The organism is Gorillibacterium timonense (assembly GCF_001457415.1).
In the GTDB taxonomy this organism is placed as follows: Bacteria; Bacillota; Bacilli; order Paenibacillales; family NBRC-103111; genus Gorillibacterium; species Gorillibacterium timonense.
Genome location: NZ_LN881723.1, coordinates 254,973 through 281,249, shown reverse-complemented (window position 1 = coordinate 281,249; position 26,277 = coordinate 254,973). Strand labels below are relative to the sequence as shown.

At 53.2% G+C, this 26,277-nt stretch carries 23 protein-coding genes; 18 read left to right on the top strand and 5 right to left on the bottom strand.

Annotated features, from left to right (window positions below; genetic code table 11):
• Positions 1-14 precede the first annotated feature (14 nt).
• On the top strand, positions 15-1,226 hold the full coding sequence (thiI, locus tag BN2684_RS09105) for a tRNA uracil 4-sulfurtransferase ThiI (protein WP_058301863.1): 1,212 nt from the start codon (positions 15-17) through the stop codon (positions 1,224-1,226).
• Between the two features lie 53 nt (positions 1,227-1,279).
• Here the strand turns inward: thiI and BN2684_RS24245 are convergent, their stop codons facing one another.
• Positions 1,280-1,387, bottom strand: coding sequence for a 4a-hydroxytetrahydrobiopterin dehydratase family protein (locus BN2684_RS24245; protein ID WP_108722180.1), 108 nt, complete (start codon positions 1,385-1,387; stop codon positions 1,280-1,282).
• An 81-nt stretch (positions 1,388-1,468) separates the two neighbouring features.
• Here BN2684_RS24245 and BN2684_RS09100 point away from each other — a divergent pair, with 81 nt between their 5' ends.
• From BN2684_RS09100 to BN2684_RS09080, 5 genes are all read left to right on the top strand, one after another.
• Positions 1,469-2,134 (top strand): TerC family protein, encoded by a 666-nt coding sequence (locus tag BN2684_RS09100; protein ID WP_058301862.1) that lies wholly within the window; start codon positions 1,469-1,471, stop codon positions 2,132-2,134.
• Positions 2,135-2,526: 392 nt separating this feature from the next.
• Positions 2,527-3,009: a hypothetical protein gene (locus tag BN2684_RS09095; RefSeq protein ID WP_058301861.1), complete on the top strand. Its 483-nt coding sequence runs from the start codon at positions 2,527-2,529 to the stop codon at positions 3,007-3,009.
• Positions 3,010-3,131: 122 nt separating this feature from the next.
• Complete coding sequence (gene typA / locus BN2684_RS09090) at positions 3,132-4,967, top strand: translational GTPase TypA (protein ID WP_058301860.1); 1,836 nt, start codon at positions 3,132-3,134, stop codon at positions 4,965-4,967.
• A 142-nt stretch (positions 4,968-5,109) separates the two neighbouring features.
• Positions 5,110-5,385 (top strand): hypothetical protein, encoded by a 276-nt coding sequence (locus BN2684_RS09085; protein WP_058301859.1) that lies wholly within the window; start codon positions 5,110-5,112, stop codon positions 5,383-5,385.
• 97 nt (positions 5,386-5,482) lie between these two features.
• Positions 5,483-5,941, top strand: a complete 459-nt coding sequence (locus BN2684_RS09080; RefSeq protein ID WP_316245510.1) for a pyridoxamine 5'-phosphate oxidase family protein — start codon at positions 5,483-5,485, stop codon at positions 5,939-5,941.
• Between the two features lie 71 nt (positions 5,942-6,012).
• Here the strand turns inward: BN2684_RS09080 and BN2684_RS09075 are convergent, their stop codons facing one another.
• Positions 6,013-6,642 carry a YhcN/YlaJ family sporulation lipoprotein gene (locus BN2684_RS09075; protein ID WP_058301857.1) on the bottom strand — a complete coding sequence of 210 codons (630 nt, stop codon included), beginning with the start codon at positions 6,640-6,642 and terminating at the stop codon, positions 6,013-6,015.
• A gap of 123 nt (positions 6,643-6,765) precedes the next feature.
• Here BN2684_RS09075 and BN2684_RS09070 point away from each other — a divergent pair, with 123 nt between their 5' ends.
• From BN2684_RS09070 to ltrA, 3 genes are all read left to right on the top strand, one after another.
• Positions 6,766-8,100, top strand: coding sequence for a PhoH family protein (locus BN2684_RS09070; protein ID WP_058301856.1), 1,335 nt, complete (start codon positions 6,766-6,768; stop codon positions 8,098-8,100).
• A 222-nt stretch (positions 8,101-8,322) separates the two neighbouring features.
• The gene (locus BN2684_RS09065; protein WP_058301855.1) at positions 8,323-9,633 is read left to right on the top strand and encodes a sugar ABC transporter substrate-binding protein; all 1,311 of its coding nucleotides are present in this window, start codon (positions 8,323-8,325) and stop codon (positions 9,631-9,633) included.
• A 469-nt stretch (positions 9,634-10,102) separates the two neighbouring features.
• On the top strand, positions 10,103-11,503 hold the full coding sequence (ltrA, locus tag BN2684_RS09060; protein ID WP_058301854.1) for a group II intron reverse transcriptase/maturase: 1,401 nt from the start codon (positions 10,103-10,105) through the stop codon (positions 11,501-11,503).
• Between the two features lie 94 nt (positions 11,504-11,597).
• Here the strand turns inward: ltrA and BN2684_RS09055 are convergent, their stop codons facing one another.
• Both BN2684_RS09055 and BN2684_RS09050 read right to left on the bottom strand, forming a co-directional pair.
• Positions 11,598-12,671, bottom strand: a complete 1,074-nt coding sequence (locus BN2684_RS09055) for a hypothetical protein (protein ID WP_058301853.1) — start codon at positions 12,669-12,671, stop codon at positions 11,598-11,600.
• 201 nt (positions 12,672-12,872) lie between these two features.
• Complete coding sequence (locus BN2684_RS09050; protein ID WP_058301852.1) at positions 12,873-13,847, bottom strand: hypothetical protein; 975 nt, start codon at positions 13,845-13,847, stop codon at positions 12,873-12,875.
• Between the two features lie 137 nt (positions 13,848-13,984).
• On the opposite strand from BN2684_RS09050, the gene BN2684_RS09045 reads away from it, so the two are divergent.
• From BN2684_RS09045 to BN2684_RS09010, 8 genes are all read left to right on the top strand, one after another.
• Positions 13,985-15,094: a class I SAM-dependent methyltransferase gene (locus BN2684_RS09045; protein ID WP_058301851.1), complete on the top strand. Its 1,110-nt coding sequence runs from the start codon at positions 13,985-13,987 to the stop codon at positions 15,092-15,094.
• A 318-nt stretch (positions 15,095-15,412) separates the two neighbouring features.
• Positions 15,413-16,063, top strand: a complete 651-nt coding sequence (locus tag BN2684_RS09040) for an RsfA family transcriptional regulator (protein WP_058301850.1) — start codon at positions 15,413-15,415, stop codon at positions 16,061-16,063.
• A 91-nt stretch (positions 16,064-16,154) separates the two neighbouring features.
• A complete protein-coding gene (locus tag BN2684_RS09035) occupies positions 16,155-17,147 on the top strand; it encodes a ketopantoate reductase family protein (RefSeq protein ID WP_058301849.1) in 993 nt (330 codons plus the stop codon).
• Between the two features lie 236 nt (positions 17,148-17,383).
• Positions 17,384-19,090: a peptide ABC transporter substrate-binding protein gene (locus BN2684_RS09030; RefSeq protein WP_058301848.1), complete on the top strand. Its 1,707-nt coding sequence runs from the start codon at positions 17,384-17,386 to the stop codon at positions 19,088-19,090.
• Between the two features lie 206 nt (positions 19,091-19,296).
• On the top strand, positions 19,297-20,235 hold the full coding sequence (locus tag BN2684_RS09025) for an ABC transporter permease (RefSeq protein WP_058301847.1): 939 nt from the start codon (positions 19,297-19,299) through the stop codon (positions 20,233-20,235).
• Between the two features lie 3 nt (positions 20,236-20,238).
• The gene (locus tag BN2684_RS09020; RefSeq protein ID WP_058301846.1) at positions 20,239-21,156 is read left to right on the top strand and encodes an ABC transporter permease; all 918 of its coding nucleotides are present in this window, start codon (positions 20,239-20,241) and stop codon (positions 21,154-21,156) included.
• Positions 21,157-21,168: 12 nt separating this feature from the next.
• On the top strand, positions 21,169-22,206 hold the full coding sequence (locus BN2684_RS09015; protein WP_058301845.1) for an ABC transporter ATP-binding protein: 1,038 nt from the start codon (positions 21,169-21,171) through the stop codon (positions 22,204-22,206).
• Positions 22,206-23,165 (top strand): ABC transporter ATP-binding protein, encoded by a 960-nt coding sequence (locus tag BN2684_RS09010; RefSeq protein ID WP_058301844.1) that lies wholly within the window; start codon positions 22,206-22,208, stop codon positions 23,163-23,165. The genes BN2684_RS09015 and BN2684_RS09010 overlap by 1 nt, the downstream gene beginning before the upstream one ends.
• A gap of 269 nt (positions 23,166-23,434) precedes the next feature.
• Here the strand turns inward: BN2684_RS09010 and BN2684_RS09005 are convergent, their stop codons facing one another.
• On the bottom strand, positions 23,435-24,388 hold the full coding sequence (locus tag BN2684_RS09005) for a hypothetical protein (RefSeq protein ID WP_058301843.1): 954 nt from the start codon (positions 24,386-24,388) through the stop codon (positions 23,435-23,437).
• Positions 24,389-24,564: 176 nt separating this feature from the next.
• Here BN2684_RS09005 and bshC point away from each other — a divergent pair, with 176 nt between their 5' ends.
• On the top strand, positions 24,565-26,268 hold the full coding sequence (gene bshC, locus BN2684_RS09000) for a bacillithiol biosynthesis cysteine-adding enzyme BshC (protein ID WP_082651929.1): 1,704 nt from the start codon (positions 24,565-24,567) through the stop codon (positions 26,266-26,268).
• Positions 26,269-26,277 lie beyond the last annotated feature (9 nt).

The window sequence follows — 26,277 nt, the reverse complement described above, 5'->3', positions numbered from 1 at the left end:
AGGAAGATGACCGCATGCAAGAGCCGGAAGCCATCATCATCAGGCTGGGGGAATTAACGCTTAAGGGGAAGAATCGCCGCCGGTTTGAGAAGAAAATGATGGAGCAGATCGCAAATTTGATGAAAGCCTATCCCAAGGCGACGACTCACGAGGAATACGCCCGGGTTTATGTGGTATTGAATGGTGAGCCGTATGACGAGATTGCTGCCGGTCTGAATCGCGTCTTCGGCCTGACCTCTTACAGTCCGGCTTTGACAGCCGGCCTCGACCTTGAGGACATCCGCCGACGAGCATTGGAATGGATGAGAGGAAAAACGCCTGCTCCAAAAACCTTCAAGGTTTCGGCCAAGCGTGCGAATAAGGCGTTCCCACATACCTCCCAGGAGATCGGCCATCTGGTCGGAGGCTATATTTTGAGGCAGGAGGATGGGAAGCTTGCGGTGGATGTGCACAAGCCGGATATGGAGGTGAAGATTGACATCCGTCAAAATGAGGCGTTTGTCTTCTCTGACAGCATACCCGGAACGGGTGGTTATCCGGTCGGATCGAACGGCAGAGCCATGCTGATGCTGTCGGGCGGCATCGACAGCCCGGTTGCCGGTTGGCAGTCCATGCGCCGCGGGCTGGAGATTGAAGGTGTGCACTTTCATAGCTATCCGTATACGAGCGAAAGGGCGCAACAGAAGGTCATCGATCTGACCCGGAAGCTCGCCCGATACACCTCGGATCGGATCGTGCTCCATATGGTGCCGTTCACGGAGATTCAGACGAGGCTCAATCAGAGCCGGACCGACTCGCTGCTGATCACGCTGATGAGAAGATCGATGTTTCGCATTACCGAGCAGCTGGCAGCCGAACGGCGAGCCGGTGCGATCGTGACCGGAGAGAGCCTTGGTCAAGTGGCCAGTCAGACGCTTCCGAGCATGCAGGTCATCGGAGACGGCATCCGTTTGCCGATTCTGCGGCCTCTCATCATGTCGGACAAAACCGAGATCATCAAGCAGGCCGAAGCGATCGATACGTTTAACCTGTCCATCCTGCCTTACGAGGACTGCTGCACCTTGTTCGTGCCCAAATCCCCGGCCACCAGCCCGAATCTGAATGTGGTGGAACGCATGGAGAAGTCGCTCGACTTCCTGCCGGAGCTGGAGCGGGAAGCCGTGGAGCGGACCGAGAAGCTGTTCATTCGGGAGCACGATGAAGACAAGTTCGATGAATATTTTTAGGACAAACCGAATAAAACAAAAGAGGAAGAAGGGAGTCGTCCTGCCCGCCGAACTTACATCAGCTTCTTGATCTGTTCGGCCAGGAGGAAGTCCTTGCCGGTAACCCCTCCGGCGGAATCGGTTGAAAGCCGGACAATCTGTTCCTCTGAAAGTGCAGTCATCGGGGCACACCTCTCTTCGATCGAAATGATCTACCCTAATCATTACCCGCAGAAGAGAAAGGGAACCCAGGAGGTGGGCGGATGTTTGGCGAATGGATCGTGCTATTTTTTCAGATCCTGCTGATCAACATCGTGCTGAGCGGAGACAATGCGATCGTGATCGCCATGGCGAGCCGGAATCTTCCGACGCATCAGCAGCGGCGCGCAGTCTGGTGGGGCGCAGTGGGCGCAGTTGGGCTGAGGCTCATTCTGACGGCCATCGCCGTAACGATCCTGCAGTTTCCCCTCATCAAAACGGCTGGTGCGGTCTTGCTCATCGCGATCGCAGTCAAGCTGTTGGCGGACGAAGGAAAGCATGAGCAGGTGAAGGAAGCAGGTACCCTTGGAAAAGCAATTGTTACGATCATCGCTGCCGACTTTGTGATGAGCTTGGACAATGTGTTGGCGGTTGCCGCAGCTGCCGACGGAAACTTCAAGGTCATCATCTTCGGGATCGGGATCAGCATTCCGCTCATTGTCTGGGGGAGCTCCCTTGTGATGAAGCTGCTGCATCAGTTCCCGATTCTCGTCTATATCGGCGCGGGCATACTGGGCTACACCGCTGGCGATATGTTTCTGTCGGACAAGGCCATGGTTCGGCTGCTTCCACTTGGCAGCTGGTCCCCTATCATCCCATACTTCCTCGCTCTATTCGTGGTTGCGGTGGGATGGGTCATGAAGCAAGCACATCGGGAAAAAGCGGCGTAATGTACGCCTTGTGTTCAAAAGACCCCCAAGCCGGCAAGGTGGACGGGGTCTTCTTGTCATGTCGGTATGGGAATAGGGTGCGGGGACCAGGGTTTAGAGTTGAAAGCGTACTGGTACGCTTTCAACCTTGATCCAGTGGATATGAAACGGCGTCAATGGGTATGGGGCCAGGGTGCGGGGACCAGGGTTTAGAGTTGAAAGCGTACTGGTACGCTTTCAACCTTGATCCAGTGGATATGAAACGGCGTCAATGGGTATGGGGCCAGGGTGCGGGGACCAGGGTTTAGAGTTGAAAGCGTACTGGCTATTCGGCTGGTTTTCGTATAAACTGGGAACAAGAAGGAGGAGTTGCTCCAGCGACTCCTGAGGGAATTTTCATTGGAGGATCATTCATGAGAAACGCCAAACTGCCTGCCATCGTCACCATCCTGGCTGTCATCCTGGTGCTCGTGCTGGGGAAACTCGGGGTTATCGGTTTTCTTTTTCGCATCTTGTGGCCTATTCTTCTCCTAGGTCTTGGGATTTTGCTGCATTACGGGTATTATCGCGGCAAGTGGATTGCGGCGGTTCTGCTGCCTGCAGGGATGATCGTCGTCTATGCGGTCCTGTTCATTCTGTGCACGATCTTCGGATGGGGAATCCTTCACGTGATGTGGCCGATCTTTATTCTCGGCGTCGCCGTCGGCTTGTATGAGTGGGCCTCTTGGGGACGCGGGCTCGGATGGGAGAAGGCGCAGCCAGTTGCGCTCTTGCTTGCGGCTTTCTCGGGAGTTTGCCTGATTCTGGCGATCCTGAGCACGAACCTGGTGTTGTTCTGCTTCATCCTTTTGGCTGCTGCGGTGGCTTATATCGCCTTTCGTTATCGGTTTCGATGATTCCTTTTTCTTTTCATTGCATTTTCAAAAATCCTGTTGTAAAATATACTGTAATGTTCAGCGTCGGATGATACCGGCGCTTCTTTTGTGGCTATCCTCAACCCAGAAAGGATCAATCATTTATGCAAGCAAGGGACACCATCCGCAATATCGCAATCATCGCACACGTTGACCACGGAAAGACGACTCTCGTCGACAAGTTGCTGCAGCAATCGGGCACGTTTCGCGAAAACGAGCATGTGCAGGAGAGGGCTCTCGACTCGAACGATCTGGAACGGGAGAGAGGCATCACGATTCTCGCGAAAAACACCGCCATTCACTATAAAAACAATCTGATCAACATCGTCGACACTCCGGGACACGCCGACTTTGGCGGAGAAGTGGAACGCATCATGAAGATGGTCGACGGCGTTCTTCTCGTGGTCGACGCCTTCGAGGGCTGCATGCCGCAGACGAAGTTCGTTCTGCGCAAAGCGCTTGAGCAAAAGCTGAAACCGATCGTTGTCGTCAACAAGATCGACCGTCCGAACGCCCGTCCGGCGGAAGTTGTTGACGAGGTGCTCGATCTCTTCATCGAATTGGAGGCCGATGACGAGCAGTTGGAATTCCCGGTTGTTTATGCATCGGCGCTGCAAGGCACCTCCAGCCTGAATGCCGAGGAGCAGGGAGCCAACATGGAAGCCCTGTATGAAACGATTCTCGACCACATTCCCCATCCGACCGAAAATCCGGATGAGCCGTTGCAATTCCTCGTTACCCTGATGGATTACAACGAATACCAAGGTCGGATCGCCATCGGCCGCATTAACCGAGGAACCGTGAAGCAAGGCCAGACGGTGGCCGTCATGACCCGCGATGGCGGAATCAAGCAAGCGCGGATTGACAAGCTGCTCGGCTTCCAAGGGCTGAAGCGGGTCGAAATCGACGCTGCCGTTGCCGGTGATATCGTCGCTATCTCGGGGATCAAGGACATCAACATCGGGGAAACCATCGCCGATCCAGCGAATCCAGAGGCACTTCCGGTTCTCAAGATCGACGAACCGACGATGCAGATGACGTTCCTCGTCAACAACAGTCCGTTCGCCGGCCGCGAAGGCAAGTGGGTCACCTCGCGGAAGATTCGCGAACGTCTCATGAGCGAGCTGGAGACAGACGTCAGCCTGCGCGTTGAAGAAACCGACAGCCCGGACGTCTTTACGGTATCCGGTCGCGGCGAACTTCACCTCGGCATTCTCATCGAGAATATGCGGCGTGAAGGCTATGAGATGCAAGTTTCCAAACCGGAGGTCATCGTCAAGTTGATCGACGGACAGAAGATGGAGCCGATCGAACGTCTGATCATCGACGTTCCGGAAGAGAGCATGGGCAACGTCATGGAGAGCCTCGGAACTCGCAAGGCGGAAATGATCAACATGGTCAACAACGGCAACGGGCAGGTCCGCCTGGAATTCTTGATTCCGGCTCGCGGCCTGATCGGATACCGGACACATTTCCTGACCTTGACCCGCGGCTACGGCATCATGAACCATGCGTTCGACAGCTACGGTCCCTTCCTCGGAGGGAACGTCGGCGGACGTCATCAAGGCGTGCTCGTAGCGAGCGAATCCGGCGTTTCGACGATGTATGGTATGCTGTCGGTGGAAGATCGCGGCATCCTGTTCGTTCAGCCGGGAACGGAAGTATATGAAGGCATGATCGTCGGGGAGCATACCCGCGACAACGATATCATCGTCAACATCTGCAAGGAAAAGCAGCTGACCAACGTCCGTTCGGCGACCAAGGAGGGCACCGTCACCATGAAGGTTCCGCGCATTTATTCCCTGGAGCAGGCGCTGGAATACTTGAATGATGACGAGTATTGCGAGATCACTCCGAAATCGATCCGCATGCGCAAGAAGGTTCTCGACAAGAACGAACGAGCGCGCTCCGAAAAACAACGCAAGGCAGCAGAGGCGTAAGACATTCGGTTGTCCAGATGAACAGCAAGGAGCGGCGCACAGGAGGCGCCGCTCCTTTTAACATGAGCCGCTTGCTGTCGGCATATGTATAACCAACCATTCTTGGTCGATCGGATGATCGGTCATCTGGGAGATGGAAGGAATGAAGCTTACGGATACTCTATTCCATTGGCTGCAGATCCGGCTTGTGGCGGATTCCCGCCCGGAGGATATCGCGGCAGCGAGGACGGTCGCTTTTTTTGAAGAATTGCTCGCAGCCGATCATCAGGTCGAGGAGATTTCCATAGTGGAGACGGACGCCACCATGGTGCATGTCCGCTATCAGCAGAATGGGCATGCCAAGCGCCAGCTTTATCACCGTGAAGCTGCCGGTCAGCTGTTGAGCGCCCTTGAAGCGGATACCCGGTATGGAGCATAGGGCGTGTTGTCAAACACGCTTTCGTCCATTGGTTCGTCCACCATCTCATGTGCTATACTGATGGTGTAGATCACTTCGTTATGACGAGGAGGAATTCATGCCTATGGCGGAAATGCCGACCGTACTTTCGGAGCACTTGTTCCCGCTCCTGCAGCGAGAGAAGCTAGTCTTGCTGTCAACGGTTGATGCAGAAGGCGGAGGTCCGCACACCAGCGCCATCTCCTGGATATTCGCTCCCGAGCCTGGACGTCTGCGTTTGGCCGTTGATCTGAAATCGAGCATCCTTGCGAATGTGAAAGCCGAACCGCAGGTGACGGCGACCTTCTTCGGCGCTGGGAAAGTAAATGTGATTTACGGCACCGCCCGGGTTGTCCACGAACCGCTGAGCGATCTTCCCTTGAAGCTGGCTTGTATCGAGGTGGAGATCGAGAGCGTCCGGGACGGCCTGTTCCATGGTTCCCGAATTACCGCTGAGCCTGAATACGAGAAGACGTACGATGAACGCGCGGCAAGCAAGCTGGACGACCAGGTATTTGCCGCATTAAAAAAAGCCTAGCTCTGTCGAGCTGGGCTTTTTTGTGCACAAGCTGGGCTGCTGCGGATAAACGGGGGAGCTCGTTCGGCGAATTAGCGGCTTCCGGGACCTTTGGAGGTTCCCTTCAGCTCGACGGCTCCCTTCCCCTGAGCTTCACCGGAAGGGTTGGGCAGCTCGCTTCCCGCTTGATCCTGGGAATGCGTATCCTGGGGAAGCTGAGGAATCAGCCGGCCGAGAATGTCACCAAGCTCGTCCGCGAAAGCGGCGACCGGATGGCCGTTCTGAACCTTGACGCTGATATCTCGGATGCTTTGGGCGAGGTCGAGATCCGCAGTGACCAGCGCATTCGCTCCTTCGGGGTCCTTTTTTAACGTTTCGGCCACGGTATATTTGATCGTGTCGATCCGGGAGCGTTCGAGATTCGCCGGAACGTCGATCCCTACGATAGCCAAATTGCCTAGCGACAGGCAGTACGCGTTATTGACGCTCGGTACGCTTTTGGCCAAGTCGGCGAGGTGAGTCGCTTTTGCGCTATACAAGGGATGGTTGTTAGCGGTATCCGGAAGGGCATATTCCACGGCTCGTCCGGTACGTTCTCCGGCTTGCTTCACTTGATTCTTCACCTGCATGCCTTGCTGCTTCCCCTGTGAGGTGCAGGCGGTAGCAGCTACGAGGACTAGAGCCAGCAGGAGAATGAGGTTCGCGCGCTTTGCTCTCATCATGATCTTCCCTTCGGTATGGGTTGGTTTGTCTTTAGTCTGGCCGCAGAGGAACCATCCTATGTACCGGAGGTCAGCATTAGAGTCCGTTTTCCATACAGCGACACGAGACGGGAGTGGTCACGGGTGAAAAAAATCTTCATACTGGATACCAACGTTCTTCTGCACGATCCGAATGCGCTGTTTGCTTTTGATGACAATGAGGTGATTATACCGGCCGCCGTGCTTCAGGAGATCGATTCCAAGAAAAGGCTAGCGGATGAGATTGGCCGCAACGCCCGCCGGGTGTCCCGGTTCCTGGATGGACTCCGCTCCGACGGAAAGCTTCATGATGGAGTGACGCTGGAGAGCGGCGGCATGCTGAAGGTCGAATTAAATCACAAGAGCTTTCAGAAGCTGCAGGATACCTTCGGGGAGCTAAACAATGACAATCTGATCCTCGCGGTTGCCCTCAATTATCATTTGGAGGAAAAAGATAAAGCGGACCCGAGGCCCGTCGTACTTGTCAGCAAAGATACATTGGTTCGGGTGAAAGCGGATGTGCTTGGAATCCGCTCTGAGGATTACTTGTCCGATCATCTGGTACCCTCCGACTCGGAATTCTACAGCGGCTGCGTGACGCTGCAGGTTCATCCCTCCGTCATCGATGAATTCTATTCGTTTCGGAAGCTGTCGGTCTCTTCCTTAAATTTGCGAACTCCCTTGAATCCGAATGAATTCGTCATTCTGCGAGATGAGCTTGGAACGACCAAGTCGGCTTTGCTAAAGGTCGACCGTGACGGCAAGAAGCTAGAGCCGCTCTACCTGAGCAACGATTCCGTATGGGGGATCGGCGCTCGCAACGCCCAGCAGCGGATGGCGCTGGAGCTTCTGCTGAATGACGATATCCCGCTCGTCACCTTGACTGGCAAGGCGGGAACCGGCAAAACGCTGCTGACTCTGGCAGCCGGTCTGCTCAAAACGGAAGACGAGCACAAATACAAGAAGCTGCTGATCGCGCGTCCCGTCGTTCCGATGGGCAAGGATATCGGTTATCTTCCCGGAGAAAAGGATGAGAAGCTTCGCCCTTGGATGCAGCCGATCTATGACAATCTGGAATATCTCTTCGATACGAAGAAGGCGGGGGACATCGACAAGATTTTGGCCGGAATGGGGAGCATTCAGGTAGAAGCCCTCACGTATATCCGCGGCCGATCGATTCCCGGCCAGTTCATCATCATCGACGAAGCTCAGAACTTGTCCCGCCATGAGGTCAAGACGATTGTTTCCCGTGTCGGAGAAGGCAGTAAGATTGTCCTGCTCGGCGATCCCGCTCAGATCGATCATCCGTATCTGGATGCGAGCAGCAACGGACTTACGCATGTCGTGGAGCGCTTCAAGGATCAAGCGATAAGCGGCCACATCACCCTGGAAAAAGGAGAACGCTCCAGCCTCGCGCAGTTGGCCGCCGATCTGTTGTAACTGGCGGGTTTGAGGGAAGCATTCCCTACCCATATTGCCCTTGCTGCGCGCGATTTGCAGCAAGGGCTTTCGGCATTAGGGGTCGCGTTACGCTCTAGTAAACCGTCATGGTTTCTTCTTACCCATTCCGCCGCTTTTTCTGCTATGATGAAGAGAAACAGACAGTAAAAAGAGACAAGCGAAAAAAGGGCGGAATCGTAAGCTGCAAAGGAGAGCTTTCGTTTGAATAAACGCAAAGGCTTATTTGTTCTTATTATGATTCTCGGATTATCAGTCCTGTTGGTTGGTCAATTTTCCGGAACGAAAGAGAAACGGCCAGTTAAGCTTGCCGGAGCGGAGGAAGAAGGCTTGGCTCCCCAAGGAGTCCGGGAACCCGGCGATGCGGCAACGGAGCTGCGAGTTTCCGTATCCCTTGGTGCGGAAGAATGGGAAAGCTTGCAAGCGCTCACCGATGAGTTTATGCGAACCCATAACGGCATCACGGTTCAGTTGGAGAATGTGCCTGCCGCCGAACGATACACGACTTGGAAAAAAGCCGGCCAATTCGGTACAGGCCCTGATCTCATGCTGCTGGATAACGGCTGGGTGCAGGAATTTGCCGCACTTGGATTTTTGTATCCGGTCAGTGAATTTTATACGACAGACAAGCAATCCCAATACTTGCCGGCAGCCTTGGACCAAGTGAAATGGAACGGGTACCTGTGGGGAGTTCCCAAGGATATCGATCCCTATATTCTGGTATGGAACCGCAGCACCGTGGAGGAGAATGGGTGGAAGAAGGCTCCGACGACGGGAGCGGAGATGATCGAATGGAACCGGAAGCTGATGAATCCCGACAAGGGTACATACGGAATCTACTTTGATCCGAGGGATTACATGTCTCTCTTATCCGTGTTCACTTCTTTTGTGGAGACTCTTCCAGAAGATTCAAACCCGCTGGCGTTGGCGGATGAACCGAATGCCCGCGAGGCGTTGCAGGATTTCCTTGTCCCGCAAAAAGAGGAATGGGACGCTGCACTATTCACTCGAAATTTTCCGTTGAAATCCGATAAATGGGACCCGTGGGCAATGCTTGCGGAAGGCAAGCTGGCCGCAATGGTGACCACAGTGTCGGAATACAGACGGCATTCCAGCTATGGAGTCGAATTATCCAGTCTACCGATGCCGGGCGGGGGAAAGTCCCGGACCGGATCCTGGCTCAAAGGACGGAGCTATTGCCTATCCTCGCATACAGTGAATTCGGCAGCAGCCATGGAGTGGGTGAAGGCCGTTACCGGCTCCGAGGCGGAAACTCGCGAATGGACCGACACAGGCATGCTTCCGGTGCTGCTAAGCAGCTATACCACCGTACCGCTACTGGCGGAGGAGAAATTCAAGTCCTACTCCTGGCTCGTTCAGGAAGGAAGGGCGCTGCCGTTCTCGATCGACTCGGCATCCCGCTCGGAGGCCGTTGTCTCGATGCTCCGCAATCTCGCGGAGGGCAAGCTGACTCTCGACCAGGTCACGAAGAATCTGGTCACTGTATACGAATAAGCAAGAAGCCCGGCTATGCGGCCGGGCTTCTTCTGTCTAGTGCGCCCGGCATGGGCGATAACTAGGTGGTGCAAGTCCACTACAGGCTTGGCAGTAGGAACTGTTAGCTAAAGGCAAGGGTATCGGCCGCGAGGCCGAATCTGAAGGAAGCCGGAGGCAAACCCTCGGTCTGACGAACAGAAATCACATACAAGGCATGGTGAGACGGACGAGCTTGCTAGCCAAAGCAAAGTCCAATACTGCCCGAATCTCATCATGTAAATGTGGCAGATAGATGAGGGGAAAGTTATCGCTCTTACCCGGGGAGGTCTCACAGACGTGGAGTAGGAAAAAAAAAAAAATCCGAAAGACGGAGTAAAGCTTGCTGTGAGAAGTCAGCAGAAGCCATAGTACCGGGAAGTTTTTTTTTTTTCGGGAAGGGCTGAACAATCGTAAGTCTCGAGTACAGTCTGAAAGGAGAATCGATGCGATGAAAGCAGAATACCGAAAGGGCTGCCTGCAGAGAGATAGCGTGGAACGCGAAGGGTATGCAGGAGCGCGGAGTATCGAAACTCGGGAAAGCAGAGAAAGAGACGGTGCAAACGACCTGCTGGAGCGGATACTGGACAGGCATAACCTGAACAGAGCGTACAAGCAGGTCAGAAGCAACCACGGGGCGCCGGGAATAGACGGAATGACCGTCGAAGGGGCACTACCGTGGCTGCAGGAAAACAGAGACGGACTTTTGCAGAGAATCCGGGAAGGAAGCTACAAGCCAAGCCCGGTGCGGCGTAAGGAAATCCCTAAACCAGATGGAAGCGGCGTGCGCAAGCTGGGCATCCCGACCGTCGTGGACCGAGTGATCCAGCAAGCGATCGCCCAGCAGTTGCAACCGATGTTCGAACCGCTCTTCTCAGATGGAAGCTACGGCTATCGTCCGGGACGAAGCGCGCAACAGGCGATTCGAAAAGTAAAAGCCTATGCGGAGCAGGGATACGGCTACGCGGTCGAAATCGACCTTTCGAAATACTTTGACACGTTGAACCATGAGCTCTTACTGAACCTCTTGCGCGAACAAATCCAGGATAACCGCGTCATCGAGCTGATCAAAAAGTACTTGAAAAGCGGAGTCATGGAAAACGGGATACGCCGCGCAACGGAGGAAGGTTCTCCTCAAGGAGGGCCGCTGTCGCCGCTTTTGGCAAACATCTACCTGAACGAATACGATCAGGAGATGGAAAGCCGAGGCGTAACGGTCATCCGTTATGCGGATGATATCGTGGTGCTTGCGAAGAGCAAGCGAGCAGCCATACGGCTGCTGGAAACCAGCCGGGCGTACTTGGAGCAGAAGTTAAAGCTCCAAATGAACACGCAGAAGAGCAGGGTCGTCAGCGTTGTGGCGCAGAAACACTTCAAATTCCTCGGATTTGCGTTGGGAAAGAACGGGAGTGGTGTATACATACGCGTGCACCGTCAGTCCCTCGCCAAGGCAAAGAAGAAGCTGAAAGAGCTAACGAGTCGAAGCCAAGGCAGAAAGGCACGACAGGTCATGGAGAACGTAAAAGTCTACATTCGCGGCTGGATCGGCTATTTCTACGTAGCCGACATGAAACGAATCCTGCAAAGCTGGAATGAATGGCTGCGAAGACGAATGCGCATGTACATCTGGAAGCAGTGGAAGAAGCCGAGAACGAAGGTACAGAACCTGCGAAAGCTAGGGATACCGGGGTGGCAAGCGTACCAATGGGGAAACAGCCGACTGGGCTACTGGCGAATAGCCGGAAGCGCGGTGTTGAATCGCTCTGTAACAAATGAAAAGCTCGCACAGGCAGGGTATTATGACTTCCCTGCCCAGTACGAGCGTCTACGTCTATTGCACTCAAGCGGTTGAACCGCCGTATACCGAACGGTACGTACGGTGGTGTGAGAGGTCGGCTGCTCAACTAATGGGTAGCCTCCTACTCGATTTCAGATGAATGCTTGTATCAAAATTTAATTTGAAAGCGGATGGACAGCAGACCATTGTCCGTTTTTACTTCCTTGGCATAGAGCATAGGGAGTACCAGACCGGGGGAGAAGCTGAGGTCATAGGTTTTCTCCAGGGAACGGTTCGTTGTTTCATCGAGCAGAAAGCCGTTGTATTCAAGTTTATCGACATGGAACTGGAGGCGGTTGGGATCCTCTTCAACCGTATAATGCCCGGTGATGATTGCTTTAAGCTCGCCCTCCTGGCTCTCCGCCTGGAACTGTCCGTCCGCAAAGGTCAGGACGAGATTCCCCAGCTCTGCCTTCTCCTCATGCAGCATACGAGTCAAATCGGCATCGCTGATATCCAGCGATGTGCCTTTGATATAGTGCTTCTCTTTGTCGCTGATGATTTTCTCCGGCAGCTTTTGCATGGCCTCCGACATGGCGCTGAAGTATTGCTGGAAGAGAGGAAGCCCTTTTTCCTTCCAGCTCGCCTGAACGGCGGCCATCTGCTGGGCGAGTACGGCTGCCGCATCGGGATGCTCCTCCAGCTTTCGGTCAATCTCCTCCTGAATGGCGATCATTCTCTCACGCTGGCGGATGAACTCGGCTTTCAGAGAAGCCAGCTCCATTTGAACGAGCTCCAGCTGGCGATGCGATTCCAGAAGCTTGGCGTATTCCTCCCGGTAGCCGACTAGCGCGGTTCGGTCGCTCCGGTACAGATAGGTCAGGTAATCATAGAAGGTGAGCATTTGCGAGAAGGATTTGGCCCGAAACACCAGGAGCCACAGCGACTCCCGATCTCCTTTATAATAGGCGCGCAGCACTTGGCCGAGTCGCTCCCTAGTCCGGTCCACATGGGCTTGCTGTTCTTTCATGTCGGCTTCGGCTTTTCGAAGGGATGCGGAAACCTTTGTTTCTTCTTCGCCGATCCGGGTGATCTCTGCGTCGATCTGAGTGATCGTCAGGCTCTTTTGCAGCAGCTCCCGCATTTCATCGATTTGCAGCTCGGCATGGGCGGCCGACATTCCGCTTATGGTCAGGAAAGCGGTCAGATAAGCCGCGAAGAGCAGCCGGGCCAGTCGCTTCATTCTCGTCCCCCCTGGAAACAGATCCATCTTCTCTCACTATAATACGAACCTGCCAAAGAGAACAGACCTTTCCTCGTCCAATCGGCTCATGCGGTGAGGCGCTGTCCACATAAAAGAGCTCCTCGCCATCGTAACGGGAAGCTCTACAAAAAAAGCTCCCCGCCATTGTGGCGGGAAGCCCGTGTAATCGGCATGCGCCGATTATTTGGTGCTGTTCGATTTGTTTTGCGCTTGCAGCAGCTTCAGAACGTCCTCGAAGGGACGAACGGTTTTTGGTGTTTCTTTTTGGAAGGCGGGAGCCTGATTGAGTCCATCGAACGATTGCGTATAGTGGATATGACGCTCCGCATTCGAGCCTGCGCTGTAATCGATATTCACCGTCTCCTTGCGAATGTAGCCCTGTTCGTCCAGAGTAAACGATAATTCGCCGCCTGTGACCGACCAGGTTCCGCTTGCTCCGGTCTTCAGCTTTTCGGATTGAGCGCTTGACAAGATTCCGTTCGTCTTCCAACCGTCGATGACCGCCGGCAGCTTGGCTTTCAGCTTCTCCGTCACGGCATCGCGATTCTTCTCAGTAACCGCCATGCGGATGACCGTTCCCTCGCCGCCTTCCTTCAAAGCAACGGTCTCCTTGTCCTTCTTAAACCAGGTAGCATCAAAATCTTCCATCAGCTGTTTCACAGACTCGGACATAGCCTTGTTGACGTTTTTGAGTCCGTCGACCGTCTGTGCCTCTTGATTAACTCCCGCCAGCTTGGCCGGATCGAAGGAAAAATATTCACCTGATTTGTTTAACAGCGGGACGCTCATATAGATCAAATTGTCTTTGAAGAGGACAGGCAGGGTGAACGAGGCGGAGGAACCTCCCGGCGTCAGCTTGTAATCAGCCTCCAGTCGAAGCGGATTGGCGGAGGTCAACCCGTTCCAGCTGATTTTGCTCGTGCTGAAGAGCGAGATCAGGGTAGAGGTCGCGGCATTGGCATCTGCTGCCGGGGCAGGCAGCCCCACATTCAGATCGGCTTCGCCAGCGAAAGCATATTGGGTGATTTCTGCTTGCTTGGTCAAAGCATTTGCCACATCATCCTTCCATTTCGGCGGCTTCGTGCAGCCGACTGCGGCAATCGAGAGGGCGAGGACAGCTAGAGCCAAGGCTTGGGTACGAGTCGTTCTTTTCATATCGAAAGGATTCCCCTTCTGGTTGGTTTGGTGGTAAGCTTTTTTTAGGGCTTCTTCCGTACTTACACAGATGTAGCCCCACTAAACAGACGAATTTCATTATAACATAGTTCCATCCGAGAGAGGAGAAATCCCGAATGGAAGATCATGACGAGATCGTACGGGTCATTCGGAGCCGCATGGAGGAGCACGGCAACGGCCGTATATCCTTCCGAGATTACATGGAAATCTGCTTGTATCATCCGCATTTGGGGTATTACATGTCTGATCGGGTAAAGATCGGACGAGAAGGCGATTTCTATACGGCAGCGGATGTCGGCGGAATCATGGCGAAGATCGTTGCGCTTTTTTTTGCCAAGGAAGCGGTGACAGCCCCCCATCTGCGCACCTTCGTGGAGTGGGGCGGAGGCACGGGGCGAACTGCGGGAGCGATACTCGACACATGGAGGAGAGAATGGCCGGAGCTGTACCCGCAATTGAGCTATATCCTCATCGAGAAAAGCCCTTATCATCGCACCGAGCAGATCGAACGGCTAGCGGCCCATGCGGATAGGATTGCCGTAATGTCGGAGCAGGAATGGGAAGAGTGGGGAAGACATAGCGGCATCTTTCATTTCTCGCAAGAGCTGCTCGACGCTTTTCCAATCCATCGATTGGTTTGGGAGAACAAAGAGCTGAAGGAGCTGTTCGTTGAGTGGGATGATACCCGAAGCGGCTTCCGAGAAGTGTATCAGCCTTGCACGAATTCCCTGATTCATGATTATCTTCGGCGGCATGGAATCCGTCTAGCGGAGGGGCAGCAGGTTGAAGTCAATCTCGAAGCCGAACAGTGGCTGATGCAGCGACTCCGTCCACTTGTTGATGGACGAATTCTGACGGTGGATTATGGGGATGAAAGTCGGTTTTTGTATGCGGAGGAACGTCACCTCGGCACCTTGATGGGATACCGGCAGCATCGGGCGATAGAGGATCCCTATCGATTCCCCGGGAGCCAGGATCTTACGGCGCATGTGAATTTCACGGCTTTGCTCCAAGCAGGCGTCACTAGCGGGGCGAGGGAAGCGAAGCTGTGGAACCAGCGAGATTTCTTATTGGAGAATGGAGCTCTCGACTTGCTCTCGGACATCTCCGATCCGGATCCGTTCCATCCTGCCGCGAAGCAAAATCGAGCGGTTCGCCAGTTGCTGCTGGCCGACCGGATGAGCATCGTGTTCAAAGTGCTGTACCAGAGCAAAACGAGCCGATAGGAGTAGCCGATAAGGCAAAATTCTTGAAACGATTCCGTTCCATCCGCATGACGCGGAGAGCGGGTCGTTTCTTTTTATTGGAAAGTTCGCATTTCTTTCCGAGACTTGCTCTTTGTGCGAGGGGGAGGTATGAGAGAAGCCTAACTTGGGAATACCGAATAGTAACAAATAGATTCTATGAACTCTACCATGGGCATAAAGATAAACAAACGGCAGAGTTGCGCCTCATCCGGCCATGCGAAAGGGTACCAATTCCTTTGTTCCATGACCCGTCCATCGGTTGCGGAAGGCTATTATAAACATGTAGGAGGAGTTAGCATGTCAGCAATCAGACAGGATGCATGGACAGAAGAAGATGACCTGATCCTCGCGGAGGTTACCCTTCGTCATATTCGGGAAGGCAGCACCCAGCTCATGGCTTTCGAAGAGGTCGGTGAAAAAATCGGACGAACGGCGGCTGCCTGCGGATTCCGCTGGAACAGCTATGTGCGCAAAAAATATGAAGCTGCCATTCAAATTGCGAAAGCTCAGCGGCAGAAGAGAAATCACTTAAAAAAAGGAGTCGTATCCGTTCCGGCGTTAAGCTCAGTCGCTGTCATGGAACCGGTGGAAAATCTGCTTCCGAAAAGCGAGAGCTACGGAGAGGAAGGAATCACCATCGATTCGGTCATCCGCTTCTTGCGCCATCTGAAAGGCGCTTTTCAAGAGCTGACCCGGCAGACCAAACTGATGGAGCGGGAAGTGCTCGACAATCGGGAAGAATTGCTTAGGCTCCGAGAAGAAAATGCTCGCCTCGGCAAGCAGGTGAACCATGTTGAGACAGATTATCGCGTAGTCAACGACGATTACAAAGCCCTCCTCCAGATTATGGACCGCGCTCGAAAGCTGGCCTTCTTGACGGAGGAAGACGAGGAATCGAAAGCGCGCTTTAAGATGGATGCCAACGGCAACCTGGAACGCATAGAATAGAAGAACGCATAGTGGATGCTTACTGGCAGATTGCTGCCGGCAGGCATCTTTTTTTATTTCGTTCCTTCTATATAATAGAAGAAACGAAAGGATGATTCAGGTGAAGATCGAAGTGATCGGCGGAGGCTCAATCGGCTTACTTCTGGCAGCGAAGCTGGGTCCTCTAAGCAGGCTGAAAATATCGGTGAGAACAGAAGAGCAATCTCGCCGCATCCGTGATGAAGGCATTGGGTATCTCCCAATGGAACGGAATCCGCAAACGGTTCGGGTCGATGACTCTGTTTTTGGACAGCAAGTGGGGCTTACCGATCGCGAAGGCTTCGCAGCGGATTGGATTTTGCTCACCGTGAAGCAAAAGGACATTACACCGGAGTTATGCAAGAAGCTCGCGGTCCGTATGGGGAGGAGTACCCGGTTACTCTGCTTTCAAAACGGGCTTGGCCACGCGGAACGGCTCTCGCAATCGGTTCCTAAGGAGAGAATCTGGCTCGCCGTTACGACGGAAGCAGCTCGAAGAGAATCACAGGCGGTCGTCCGGCATACGGGCGTAGGTTATACTATCCTAGGCAAGGCGTTTCCGGATACGACGTTTGCTGGTGATACCTCAGCAATAGAGGAACTGTCGGCGTTATTGGATGCGGCAGGCTTATCTAATGAAGTAAGACCGAATATTTTTACCTCGGTATGGGAAAAGCTGATTATCAATGCCGTCATTAATCCGTTGACCGCCGTTCTTCGTGTACCGAACGGAATGCTGCTTGAGCATCCAATGCGGCTGGGGCTAATGAAGGAGTTGTATCAGGAGAGTGCTCTGGTGGCAGAAGCATACGGCTATCGTCTGCCCGACAACTTCTGGGAACGAATCGTGAAGGTGTGCCAAGCGACCTCTGCTAACCGTTCTTCCATGCTCCAGGATGTGGAGATGGGAAGAGAAACGGAGATTGCTTGGATAAACGGGGCCATTCTGGAGAAAGCTAGAGAAAAATCCTTAAAACTCCCTGTAACCGAGTCCATAGTCCGGATAATGCAGGCAATTGATCCCTGGAAGAAATCGGATGAGCACGGTGATGCATCACTAGTGTAAAGCTGACACGCGGAGTTATCATAAATGTTTTTTTAAGGGGGTAAAAGAAATATCCATCGAAACAACCTGTAGATTTTATTAACCACTGGTTGTATAATGGGTAACAAGTTGCAGATGAAAACAGGCGAGTTTGTTTCATAGACTCGGGTAAAGGGTAAGCCCTTAGGTCGAGGGAGAGTTCGCCTGGGAGTCATTTTGTACAGAGAAACCATATTGTTGAATGGGGAGGCAATTTAATGAAGATCAACAAGGTTCTGACAACCGCTGTTGCCGTCACTTTGATCGGTGGCGCATTCGCAGGTTGCAGCAGCAAGAAAGAAGAAGGAGCTTCTCCTTCGGAAAGCCCTAGCGCTTCCGCCGCAGCGACGGACAAAGCCAGCACCGCTCCTGCAGCAGGTGAGAAGGCAATCAACATCCTCTTCTCCGCTGAGCCGCCCGATCTGGACAGCTCGAAAGCGACGACCAACGCCGCTTTCACCATGATCAACGCTTTGAACGAAGGCTTGTACCGTCTGGACAAAGACGGCGTAGCGCAACCGGCTCTCGCGGCTGAACTGCCGGCGATTTCCGCTGATGGCTTGACCTACACGATCAAGCTGCGCGACGGTCTGAAGTTCTCTGACGGTTCTCCTCTGACCGCTCAAAACTTTGTTGATGCTTACAAACGTACGGTTGATCCGAACACGAAGGCTCTGTATTCCTTCATGGTAGAATGGATCAAGGGCGGCGCTGCCGTTCACAATGCGAAGACGGATGACGAAATCAAGGCTGCCAAGGACGCGATGGGCGTAAAAGCAATCGATGAGAAGACCCTTGAAATCACCTTGGAAAAACCGATTGCCTTCTTCACGGCTCAGCTTACCTTCCCGCTGTTCTTCCCGCAAGATCAAAAGCTGGTTGAATCCGCTGGCGACGAATATGGCAAAGACCCAGACAAAGTTATCGGCGCTGGTCCTTTCGTCCTGAAGGAATGGAAGCATGAACAATCCCTCACGTTTGTCAAGAACCCGAATTACTGGGACGCTGCTAACGTGAAGCTCGATAAATTCACCGTAACGGTTGTTAAAGACCGCGCAACGGCTGTTAACCTGTTCGAAACGAAGCAAGCCGATCTGACGGACCTTGGCGGCGACTTCGTTCAGAAGTACAAAGGCAAACCGGAAGAACAAATCAAGCGCGAACTGACCAATGCTTACCTGATGCTTGAACAGAAGAAAGCTCCGTTCCTTGCTAACAAGAACATTCGTCAAGCACTGTCCTTGGCTATTGACCGTCAAGCTCATGTTGACATCGTTCTGAAGAACGGTTCTGTACCTTCCACTGGTCTTGTTCCGGTTGGTACCTCTGACGGCAACAACAACGAATTCCGTAAAACCGCTGGCGACACTCAACCGGCATTTGATGCAGCAAAAGCAAAAGAACTGTTTGCAAAAGGTCTGCAAGAGCTTGGCCTGAAAGAACTGCCGGCCTTTAAAGTAACGGCTGACGACACCGAAGGCGCTAAGAAGACCCTTGAGTTCATCCTGGCTCAATGGAAGCAAAACCTGGGCATCACCTCGGCTACCGCTGACCCGGTTCCTCACGAACTTCGTGTAGAACGTCAAGACAACAAGGACTTCGACGTAATCATCGCTCTGTGGGGCGCTGACTACAACGACCCGATGACGTTCATGGATCTGTGGACGACGACCAGCAGCTTCAACACGATGGACTACAGCAACCCGAACTACGACAAGCTGATCGCTGACGCTGGCAACGAAACCGACGCGGCTAAGCGCGCTCAGATCCTCGTAGATGCCGAAAAAGTCCTGATGGACGACATGGGTGTCATTCCGCTGTACTTCCGTACGAAAGTATACGCGTTGAACACCGCTGTACAAGGTCTGTACTTCCCGGCATTCGGAACCGAATGGGAACTGAAATACGTCGATGTTGTGAAATAATCATGAATCTGCCTGCATAATCAGGAAAAGGGGCCGTTCTCGCACCTTAAGAACGGCCCGTTTTTACTGAATCGACCCGAGTTTAAGGGTTTTTCTCTGTTTACTCGCTTCGATCAGACGAGCGGCCCTCACCCGATCAACAGGGGGAAGGAGCCGTTTGCGCGTGTCTATGGCAGCAATCATAATTTTGGCTTAGGTGGTGCCTTATGGTAAAGTTTATTGTTCGCCGATTTCTTTATATGGTTGTCACCCTGTGGGTTATCGTTACCCTGGTGTTCTTCCTGATGAAGAACCTTCCTGGCAATCCGTTCGGCGAAGCATCCATGAAATTGTCTGCGGATGCCAAAAAAATATTGATGGCTCAATATGGATTGGACAAGCCCGTTTGGGAGCAGTATCTCAAGTATATGTGGAATGCCCTTCACGGTGATCTGGGTCGTTCCTATCAATTCCCTACAACTCGGGTAACCGAAAAAATCTCTCAAGCCTTCCCGGCCTCTGCTGAACTCGGCCTGTGGGCCTTGCTAATTGCGGTCATTGTCGGTCTGTTCCTCGGCATTATCGCTTCCTTGAACCATAATAAAGGGCTTGATTACACGGCCATGTTCACCGCTGTTATCGGTGTATCGGTACCTTCGATGGTATTAGGCCCGCTTCTTTCTTACTATGTCGGCGTTAAGTTGAGCGTTCTCGGACTTCCTCCCGGACTGTGGAACGGGCCGGAATATCGGGTACTGCCAGCGATTGCGCTGTCCTTCGGTACAATTGCCGTTTTGGCTCGTCTCATGAGAGCTTCCATGCTGGACGTTCTCAGTCAAGATTATATCAAGACCGCGAAAGCGAAAGGGTTATCGCCGAATGCAACCGTTTGGAAGCATACGATTCGCAATGCGATTATTCCTGTTGTTACGGCTCTTGGAACCATTACGGTCAACCTGATCACCGGTACCCTGATTGTCGAGCAAGTGTTCGCGGTACCTGGTCTCGGCAAGCACTTCGTGCAAGCCATCTATTCCAATGACTACACGATGATCGCGGGACTCACGATCTTCTATTCTGCGATCCTGATGATAGCTTTGTTCATCGTTGACGTGGCATATGGGTTAATTGACCCTCGAATTCGTGTTTCGAAAGGGAGGGCGTAAACGATGCAGCAAATCAGCAAAGATCAATTCCTTCCGGTCGAACGGGAACATCTGGGCACCGAAAAGATTGTTCGTCCCTCTGTAAACTTTTGGGCGGACGCCTGGAGAAGGCTGCGGAAGAACAAGCTCGCCATGGGGGGCTTGATCGTCCTGATCGTCCTCACCTTGATGGCGATCATCGCTCCGTATTTTACGAATCACACGTACGACTTCCAGGATTACAGTAATCTTGACAAATCGCCGAGCAAGCAGTTTTGGTTCGGTACGGATGAATTCGGCCGCGATTTGTGGACGCGTGTTTGGTGGGGAACTCGCATCTCGCTCTTCATCGGCGTGGTTGCAGCTCTCGTTGACCTCGTGATCGGCGTCCTCTATGGCGGCATCTCTGCGTACTTTGGCGGCCGCGTTGACGATATCATGATGCGGATTATGGAAGTTATCTACTCGATTCCTTATCTCCTGGTAACGATTTTGTTGATCATGTATCTGGAGCCGGGGATCACGACGATCATCATCGCGTATTCCATTACCGGTTGGGTAGGGATGGCTCGGTTGGTTCGTGGACAAATTCTGCAAATCAAGGAGCAGGAATTCGTGCTTGCAGCACGGACCCTCGGAGCGAGCCCTTGGCGGATCATCTTGCGTCACTTGATCCCGAATGCTCTCGGGATTATCATTGTTCAAATCACATTTGTCGTCCCCAGCGCGATCTTTACGGAAGCGTTCCTCAGCTTCTTGGGTCTTGGGATTAAAGCGCCTTTGGCATCCCTTGGCGCCTTGATCAGCGACGGGATCAGCGTGCTTCAATTTCATGCCTACCGTTTGATCATACCGACGATTATCTTCAGCTTGATTCTCATGAGCTGCAACCTGCTCGGCGACGGACTGCGCGATGCGCTCGATCCGAAGCTGCGTAAATAAGGGGTGAAAGGAATGGCAACAACCAAAGAAACCAAACGGATTCTGGACGTGGACGACCTGCACGTTTCCTTCAAGACCTATGCGGGTGAAGTACAAGCGGTGCGCGGCGTTACGTTCCATTTGGATAAAGGAGAAGTACTGGCGATTGTCGGCGAATCGGGCTGCGGCAAATCCGTAACGGCTCAAACGATTATGCGCCTTGTACCGGCTCCCCCTAGCTTCATCAAGAATGGCTCCATCGTCTTTGACGAGAAAACCGACATCGTCAAGCTGTCGGAGCGTCAAATGCAAAAGGTGCGCGGCTCGGAAATGGGCATGATCTTCCAAGACCCGATGACTTCGCTGAACCCGACCATGACGGTAGGAAAACAGATCAGTGAAAGCCTGATCAAGCACCAAGGCATGAACAAATCGCAGGCGATGGCCCGTTCTCTGGAAATGCTCCGGCTCGTTGGAATTTCCAATCCAGAAGGCCGCTTGAAGCAGTATCCCCATGAATTGTCCGGCGGGATGCGCCAACGGATCATGATCGCGATCGCTCTCGCCTGTAACCCGAAGCTCTTGATCGCGGATGAACCGACGACGGCTCTCGACGTAACGATCCAAGCTCAAATTATTGAGCTTATGCAGGAACTGAAAGAAAAGACCGAATCCTCCATCATTATGATCACCCATGACCTTGGTGTGGTCGCGGAAATGTCGGATCGCGTTATCGTCATGTATGCGGGCAAGATTGTGGAAGAAGGCACGGTAGACGAAATTTTCTATGAATCTCGTCATCCGTATACCTGGGGTCTCCTGCGCTCCGTTCCTCGTCTGGATGCGGAGAACAAGAGCGATCTGGTTCCAATCCCCGGCACGCCTCCCGATCTGTTCGCGCCTCCCAAAGGCTGCGCGTTTGCCGACCGCTGTCCTTACGCCATGAAAGTATGTTTGGAGAACGATCCAGAAAAATTTGTCATCAAGGGCGAGCATCGTGCCGCTTGTTGGCTCTGCCATCCGGATGCACCGCATGTCGAGCGTCCGGTTGAAACGGGAGGTGCGGTTTAATGGCTGAACAGAAGTATATCCTTGAAGTTCAGGACATGAAAAAGCATTTTGCGATTGGCAACAAAAAGCTGAAGGCTGTCGACGGAATCACCTTCGGTGTTCGCAAGGGAGAAACCCTTGGGATTGTCGGTGAGTCTGGTTGCGGCAAGTCTACCGCCGGCAAGACGATCATCGGTTTGTACGGCATTACCGCCGGCGATGTTCTGTATAACGGCAAGAGCATCAAGAACATGAATCCGAAGGATCGCCGCAATTATACCCGCAGCATGCAGATGGTATTTCAAGATCCGTATGCTTCGCTGAATCCGCGGATGACGGTAGGGGATGTCATTGCCGAAGGCATCGACATTCACGGCTTGGTCAAAAACCGTCGGGAACGCGCGGAACGTGTTCACAGCCTACTGGAAGCGGTTGGCCTCAACTCCGAGCATGCGGGCCGGTTTCCTCATGAATTCTCCGGCGGTCAGCGCCAGCGGATCGGGATCGCCCGTGCGCTCGCCATCGAACCGGAATTCATCGTGGCTGACGAACCGATCTCTGCGCTTGACGTATCCGTTCAAGCTCAAGTTATCAACCTGTTCCAAAAGCTGCAGAAGGAACGCGGCTTGACATACTTGTTCATCGCGCATGACTTGGCGATGGTTAAGCACATCTCGGACCGCATCGGCGTTATGTACCTCGGCAAAATGATGGAGCTTACGACCTCCGCTAAGCTGTACGCCAAACCGCTTCATCCGTATACTCAATCGCTTCTGTCTGCGATTCCGATTCCGGACCCGGAAGTAGAGCGTACTCGGGAACGGATCATCCTTCAGGGCGAAGTTCCGAGCCCGTTGAATCCGCCGAGCGGCTGTCCGTTCCGGACGCGCTGCCCGCATGCGATGGATGTATGCGCCAAGGAAATGCCCCCGATGAAGGAAATTGAAGAAGGCCACTTTGCGGCTTGCTACCTGTACTAATTTCATAAGTTTTTGTTGGGTTTACTAAAACCCGTTTGACCTGCACAGCCAGTTTGACCTTGTTGATTGAACCTTCCCATTTTATAGCCGCCCCAGCCGGGGCGGTTTTTGTTTTTTTTCGAGAAGGAAAACCTAACAGTAAAGACGCACCTCGGAATGATCGAGTGGATCATTCCGAAGGTGCGTCTTTTTGCGAGAAGACACGGCGACTGTGGACTGCAAGGCAAGAGTACAAAGAAGATCCTTGAGAGGGACTGCCAAGCGATCTCTTATTGGATGCGGTACACCCTTGTGGCCGAGAGCTCGCCCAGCACCTGTGTTGTGATTACTTGAAAGCGCGGATCGTCAGCAATCAGCTTTTCAAAGTAAGGCAAGCCTGGTGCGTAAGCGAAGCAGCCTCCTTCTTTGAGGGAATAAAGGATGTTCATATAGGTTTGGGCATAGGCGGTTGCCTGCCCGCTATTCCGCAGATGATGATGGTGAAAATGATTGCTGAACGCCATATGCGAAATGACGGTTCCCCAAGCGGTAGTTCCATAATCGGTGAGTAGCCAGTCTCCATTCAAAATAAACGGATAGCGGCTGATTCCGCGCTCAAGGCCGTAGGCATCGATGTTGCGCCTTCGCAGCGATTGAACAAGATGAGCCTGCGTTCCACAGCCAATATCGAGGATGGGAGTAGCTAGAGCATCCGGTTCACCCAATCCAAGCACCCGCAATTGAAACTCTGCTGTATATTCTGCGTTCATGATTTGCGGAATCAGCGGGCTGCGGCTGTAGGAGCGGAACAGATCGGAGCCGTTGCTTCGAATCAAAAAGGATCGAAGTCGTTGATAGTGATTGCGGAAGCATTCGGTCAACAGGTGCTCCGTCGCAGACGATGAACTCAGGAGCTTGGAGTACATTTCTTGCATGGATTGCCGATACAAGTGCTCCAATTCGTTCTGGCTTTCTGGAGGAAGCTGAATAAACTGGTTCGCTTGAAAGAAGCTCGTCATGCAAGAACGTGCCAGTTTACCGAGCAAGTCTTTGATTTCCCCCGATGTAACGGCAGAACGAATCCATTCGGCCAAGTCGGAACGGTGCTGTTGCACAAAGCTCATGATTTGACGGGTAGGCGACAGCGGCGGACTCCCGTCTTTTTCCAGGTAAAATAGGCTTTTTCGATCATTGTGTGTGAACTGCTGCTCGATCAATTTATCGAAATGCAGTGCCATTTGCATGCAAATCGCCTCCTCGCTTCGGTAGCCATTCGTTACCATATGGGGCGTGAAATGAACTCTTGTGGGCGTATCTAATCAGTGTACCATAAGAACTGGGTTGTGAAAAAAGCCCAGATACCCTAGGACGAAGAGAGTCAAGGCACCACGGCAATTTGGTTGTTTTTTTGCAGAACCGCATGTACAATCAGAATGAACTGCCGACGGCGACCGCGAAGGAGCCGCCGGTTCGAATTGGGGGCTTGTTCATTTTGATATTGGAAACGATCACGCTCGCATCGGGGCAAGCCTTGGCGGAGGAATACCGCCGGGATTACGGACGAGTAAAGGACTTATATGCTTATAATCCTTGGGATTCGGCCGCATGGGAACTCCGGGCGGCAAGGCGGGATGATCGAACGGCTCCTGCTGCAGACCGCAAGCAGGTAGCGGACGCGCTGCTCGCATTCAATAAGAAGATCGGCAATGCGAATGAAGCGATTCGTCAAATCGAAAGGCTGCAGGACCCTCGGGCTTTGGTTTTGACCGGAGGTCAGCAGGCTGGGCTGTTTTCGGGGGAGCTTCTCGTCATCTACAAAGCGGTCACTATTCTCCATGCTGCGCGCGTTGCGGAAGCGAAGCTAAACCGACCGGTTATTCCCGTCTTCTGGATTGCGGGAGAAGACCATGATTTTGATGAAGTGAATCATATTGCTTATCTGAATCCTCGCTTGGAGACGGAGAAGATCGTTTTACCTCAGCCTGGTAAGAATCGGACTTCCGTGAGCCGCACGGTGATTCCGGATTGGGAGCCGGTGCTTCTGGATTTGGAAGCCTCTTTATTGGATACGGAATTCAAGACGGCCCTCATGGAAAAGCTGAAGAAAATCGCCGCCGAATCGCCGACGCTCACCGAATTTTTTGCTCGCATGCTGGCTTGGCAATTTGGTGAACAAGGGTTGGTGCTGCTCGATTCGGACGATCCCGCTCTTCGAGCTTGCGAACGGGATTTTTTCCGGGAGCTGCTCACTCGCCAGCCAGAATTGACGGATGCTCTACTTACCGGTCGGCAAGCGGTGGAACGGCTTGGCTATGCTCCGCAGGCGGATGTGAATCCGGACGGAGCTAATCTGTTCCTTTTCGATGAGGAGACAGGGGACCGTATTCTCCTCTATCGCAAGGATGGACGGTTTACCGACCGCAGAGGAGAACGCTCCTTCACGCTGGAGGAGCTGCTCACCCGTTTGGAGAACTCTCCGCAGGACTTCAGCAACAATGTCCTGACCCGTCCGTTGATGCAGGATTACCTTTTACCGGTGCTCGGATCGGTGCTTGGTCCCGGAGAATTGGCTTATTGGGGACTGACACGGTCCGCTTTCGAAGCGTTCGGGTTGGACATGCCGATCCTCATCCCACGCAAAAGCTTTACCCTGATTGAGGGAACGGTTGCCAAGCACATGCGCTTATACGATTTGTCGCTGGCGGATGTCTTCCAGCGTTTGGAGGAGAGAAAGCAGGCTTGGCTGAAGGAGCAGGATAACCTCGGAATCGAGGAGACATTCGCGCTAGCCAAGGAACGCCTGCGTGAAGACTATCGACCGGTGGTTGAGCTCGTGTCGAGCATCAATCCGGGGATGGCGAAGCTGGCCAGCGTAAATCTGATGAAAATCATGGAACAGGTTGAGTTTCTGGAAGCCCGATCGACGGAAGCCTACCGCTCGCAATTCGATGCTTCGATCCGGCAATGGGACCGCATTGGGATGTCTCTTTATCCCGGCGGGAAGCCGCAAGAGAGGGTCTACAACCTGCTCGCCTATCTCGTCAAATACGGCAATAGCTGGCTCTGGGAGCTGACGGACAACGTCACGGAGGAATGGGGAGAACATCGGGCCGTTTACTTTTAAGAAGGAGGC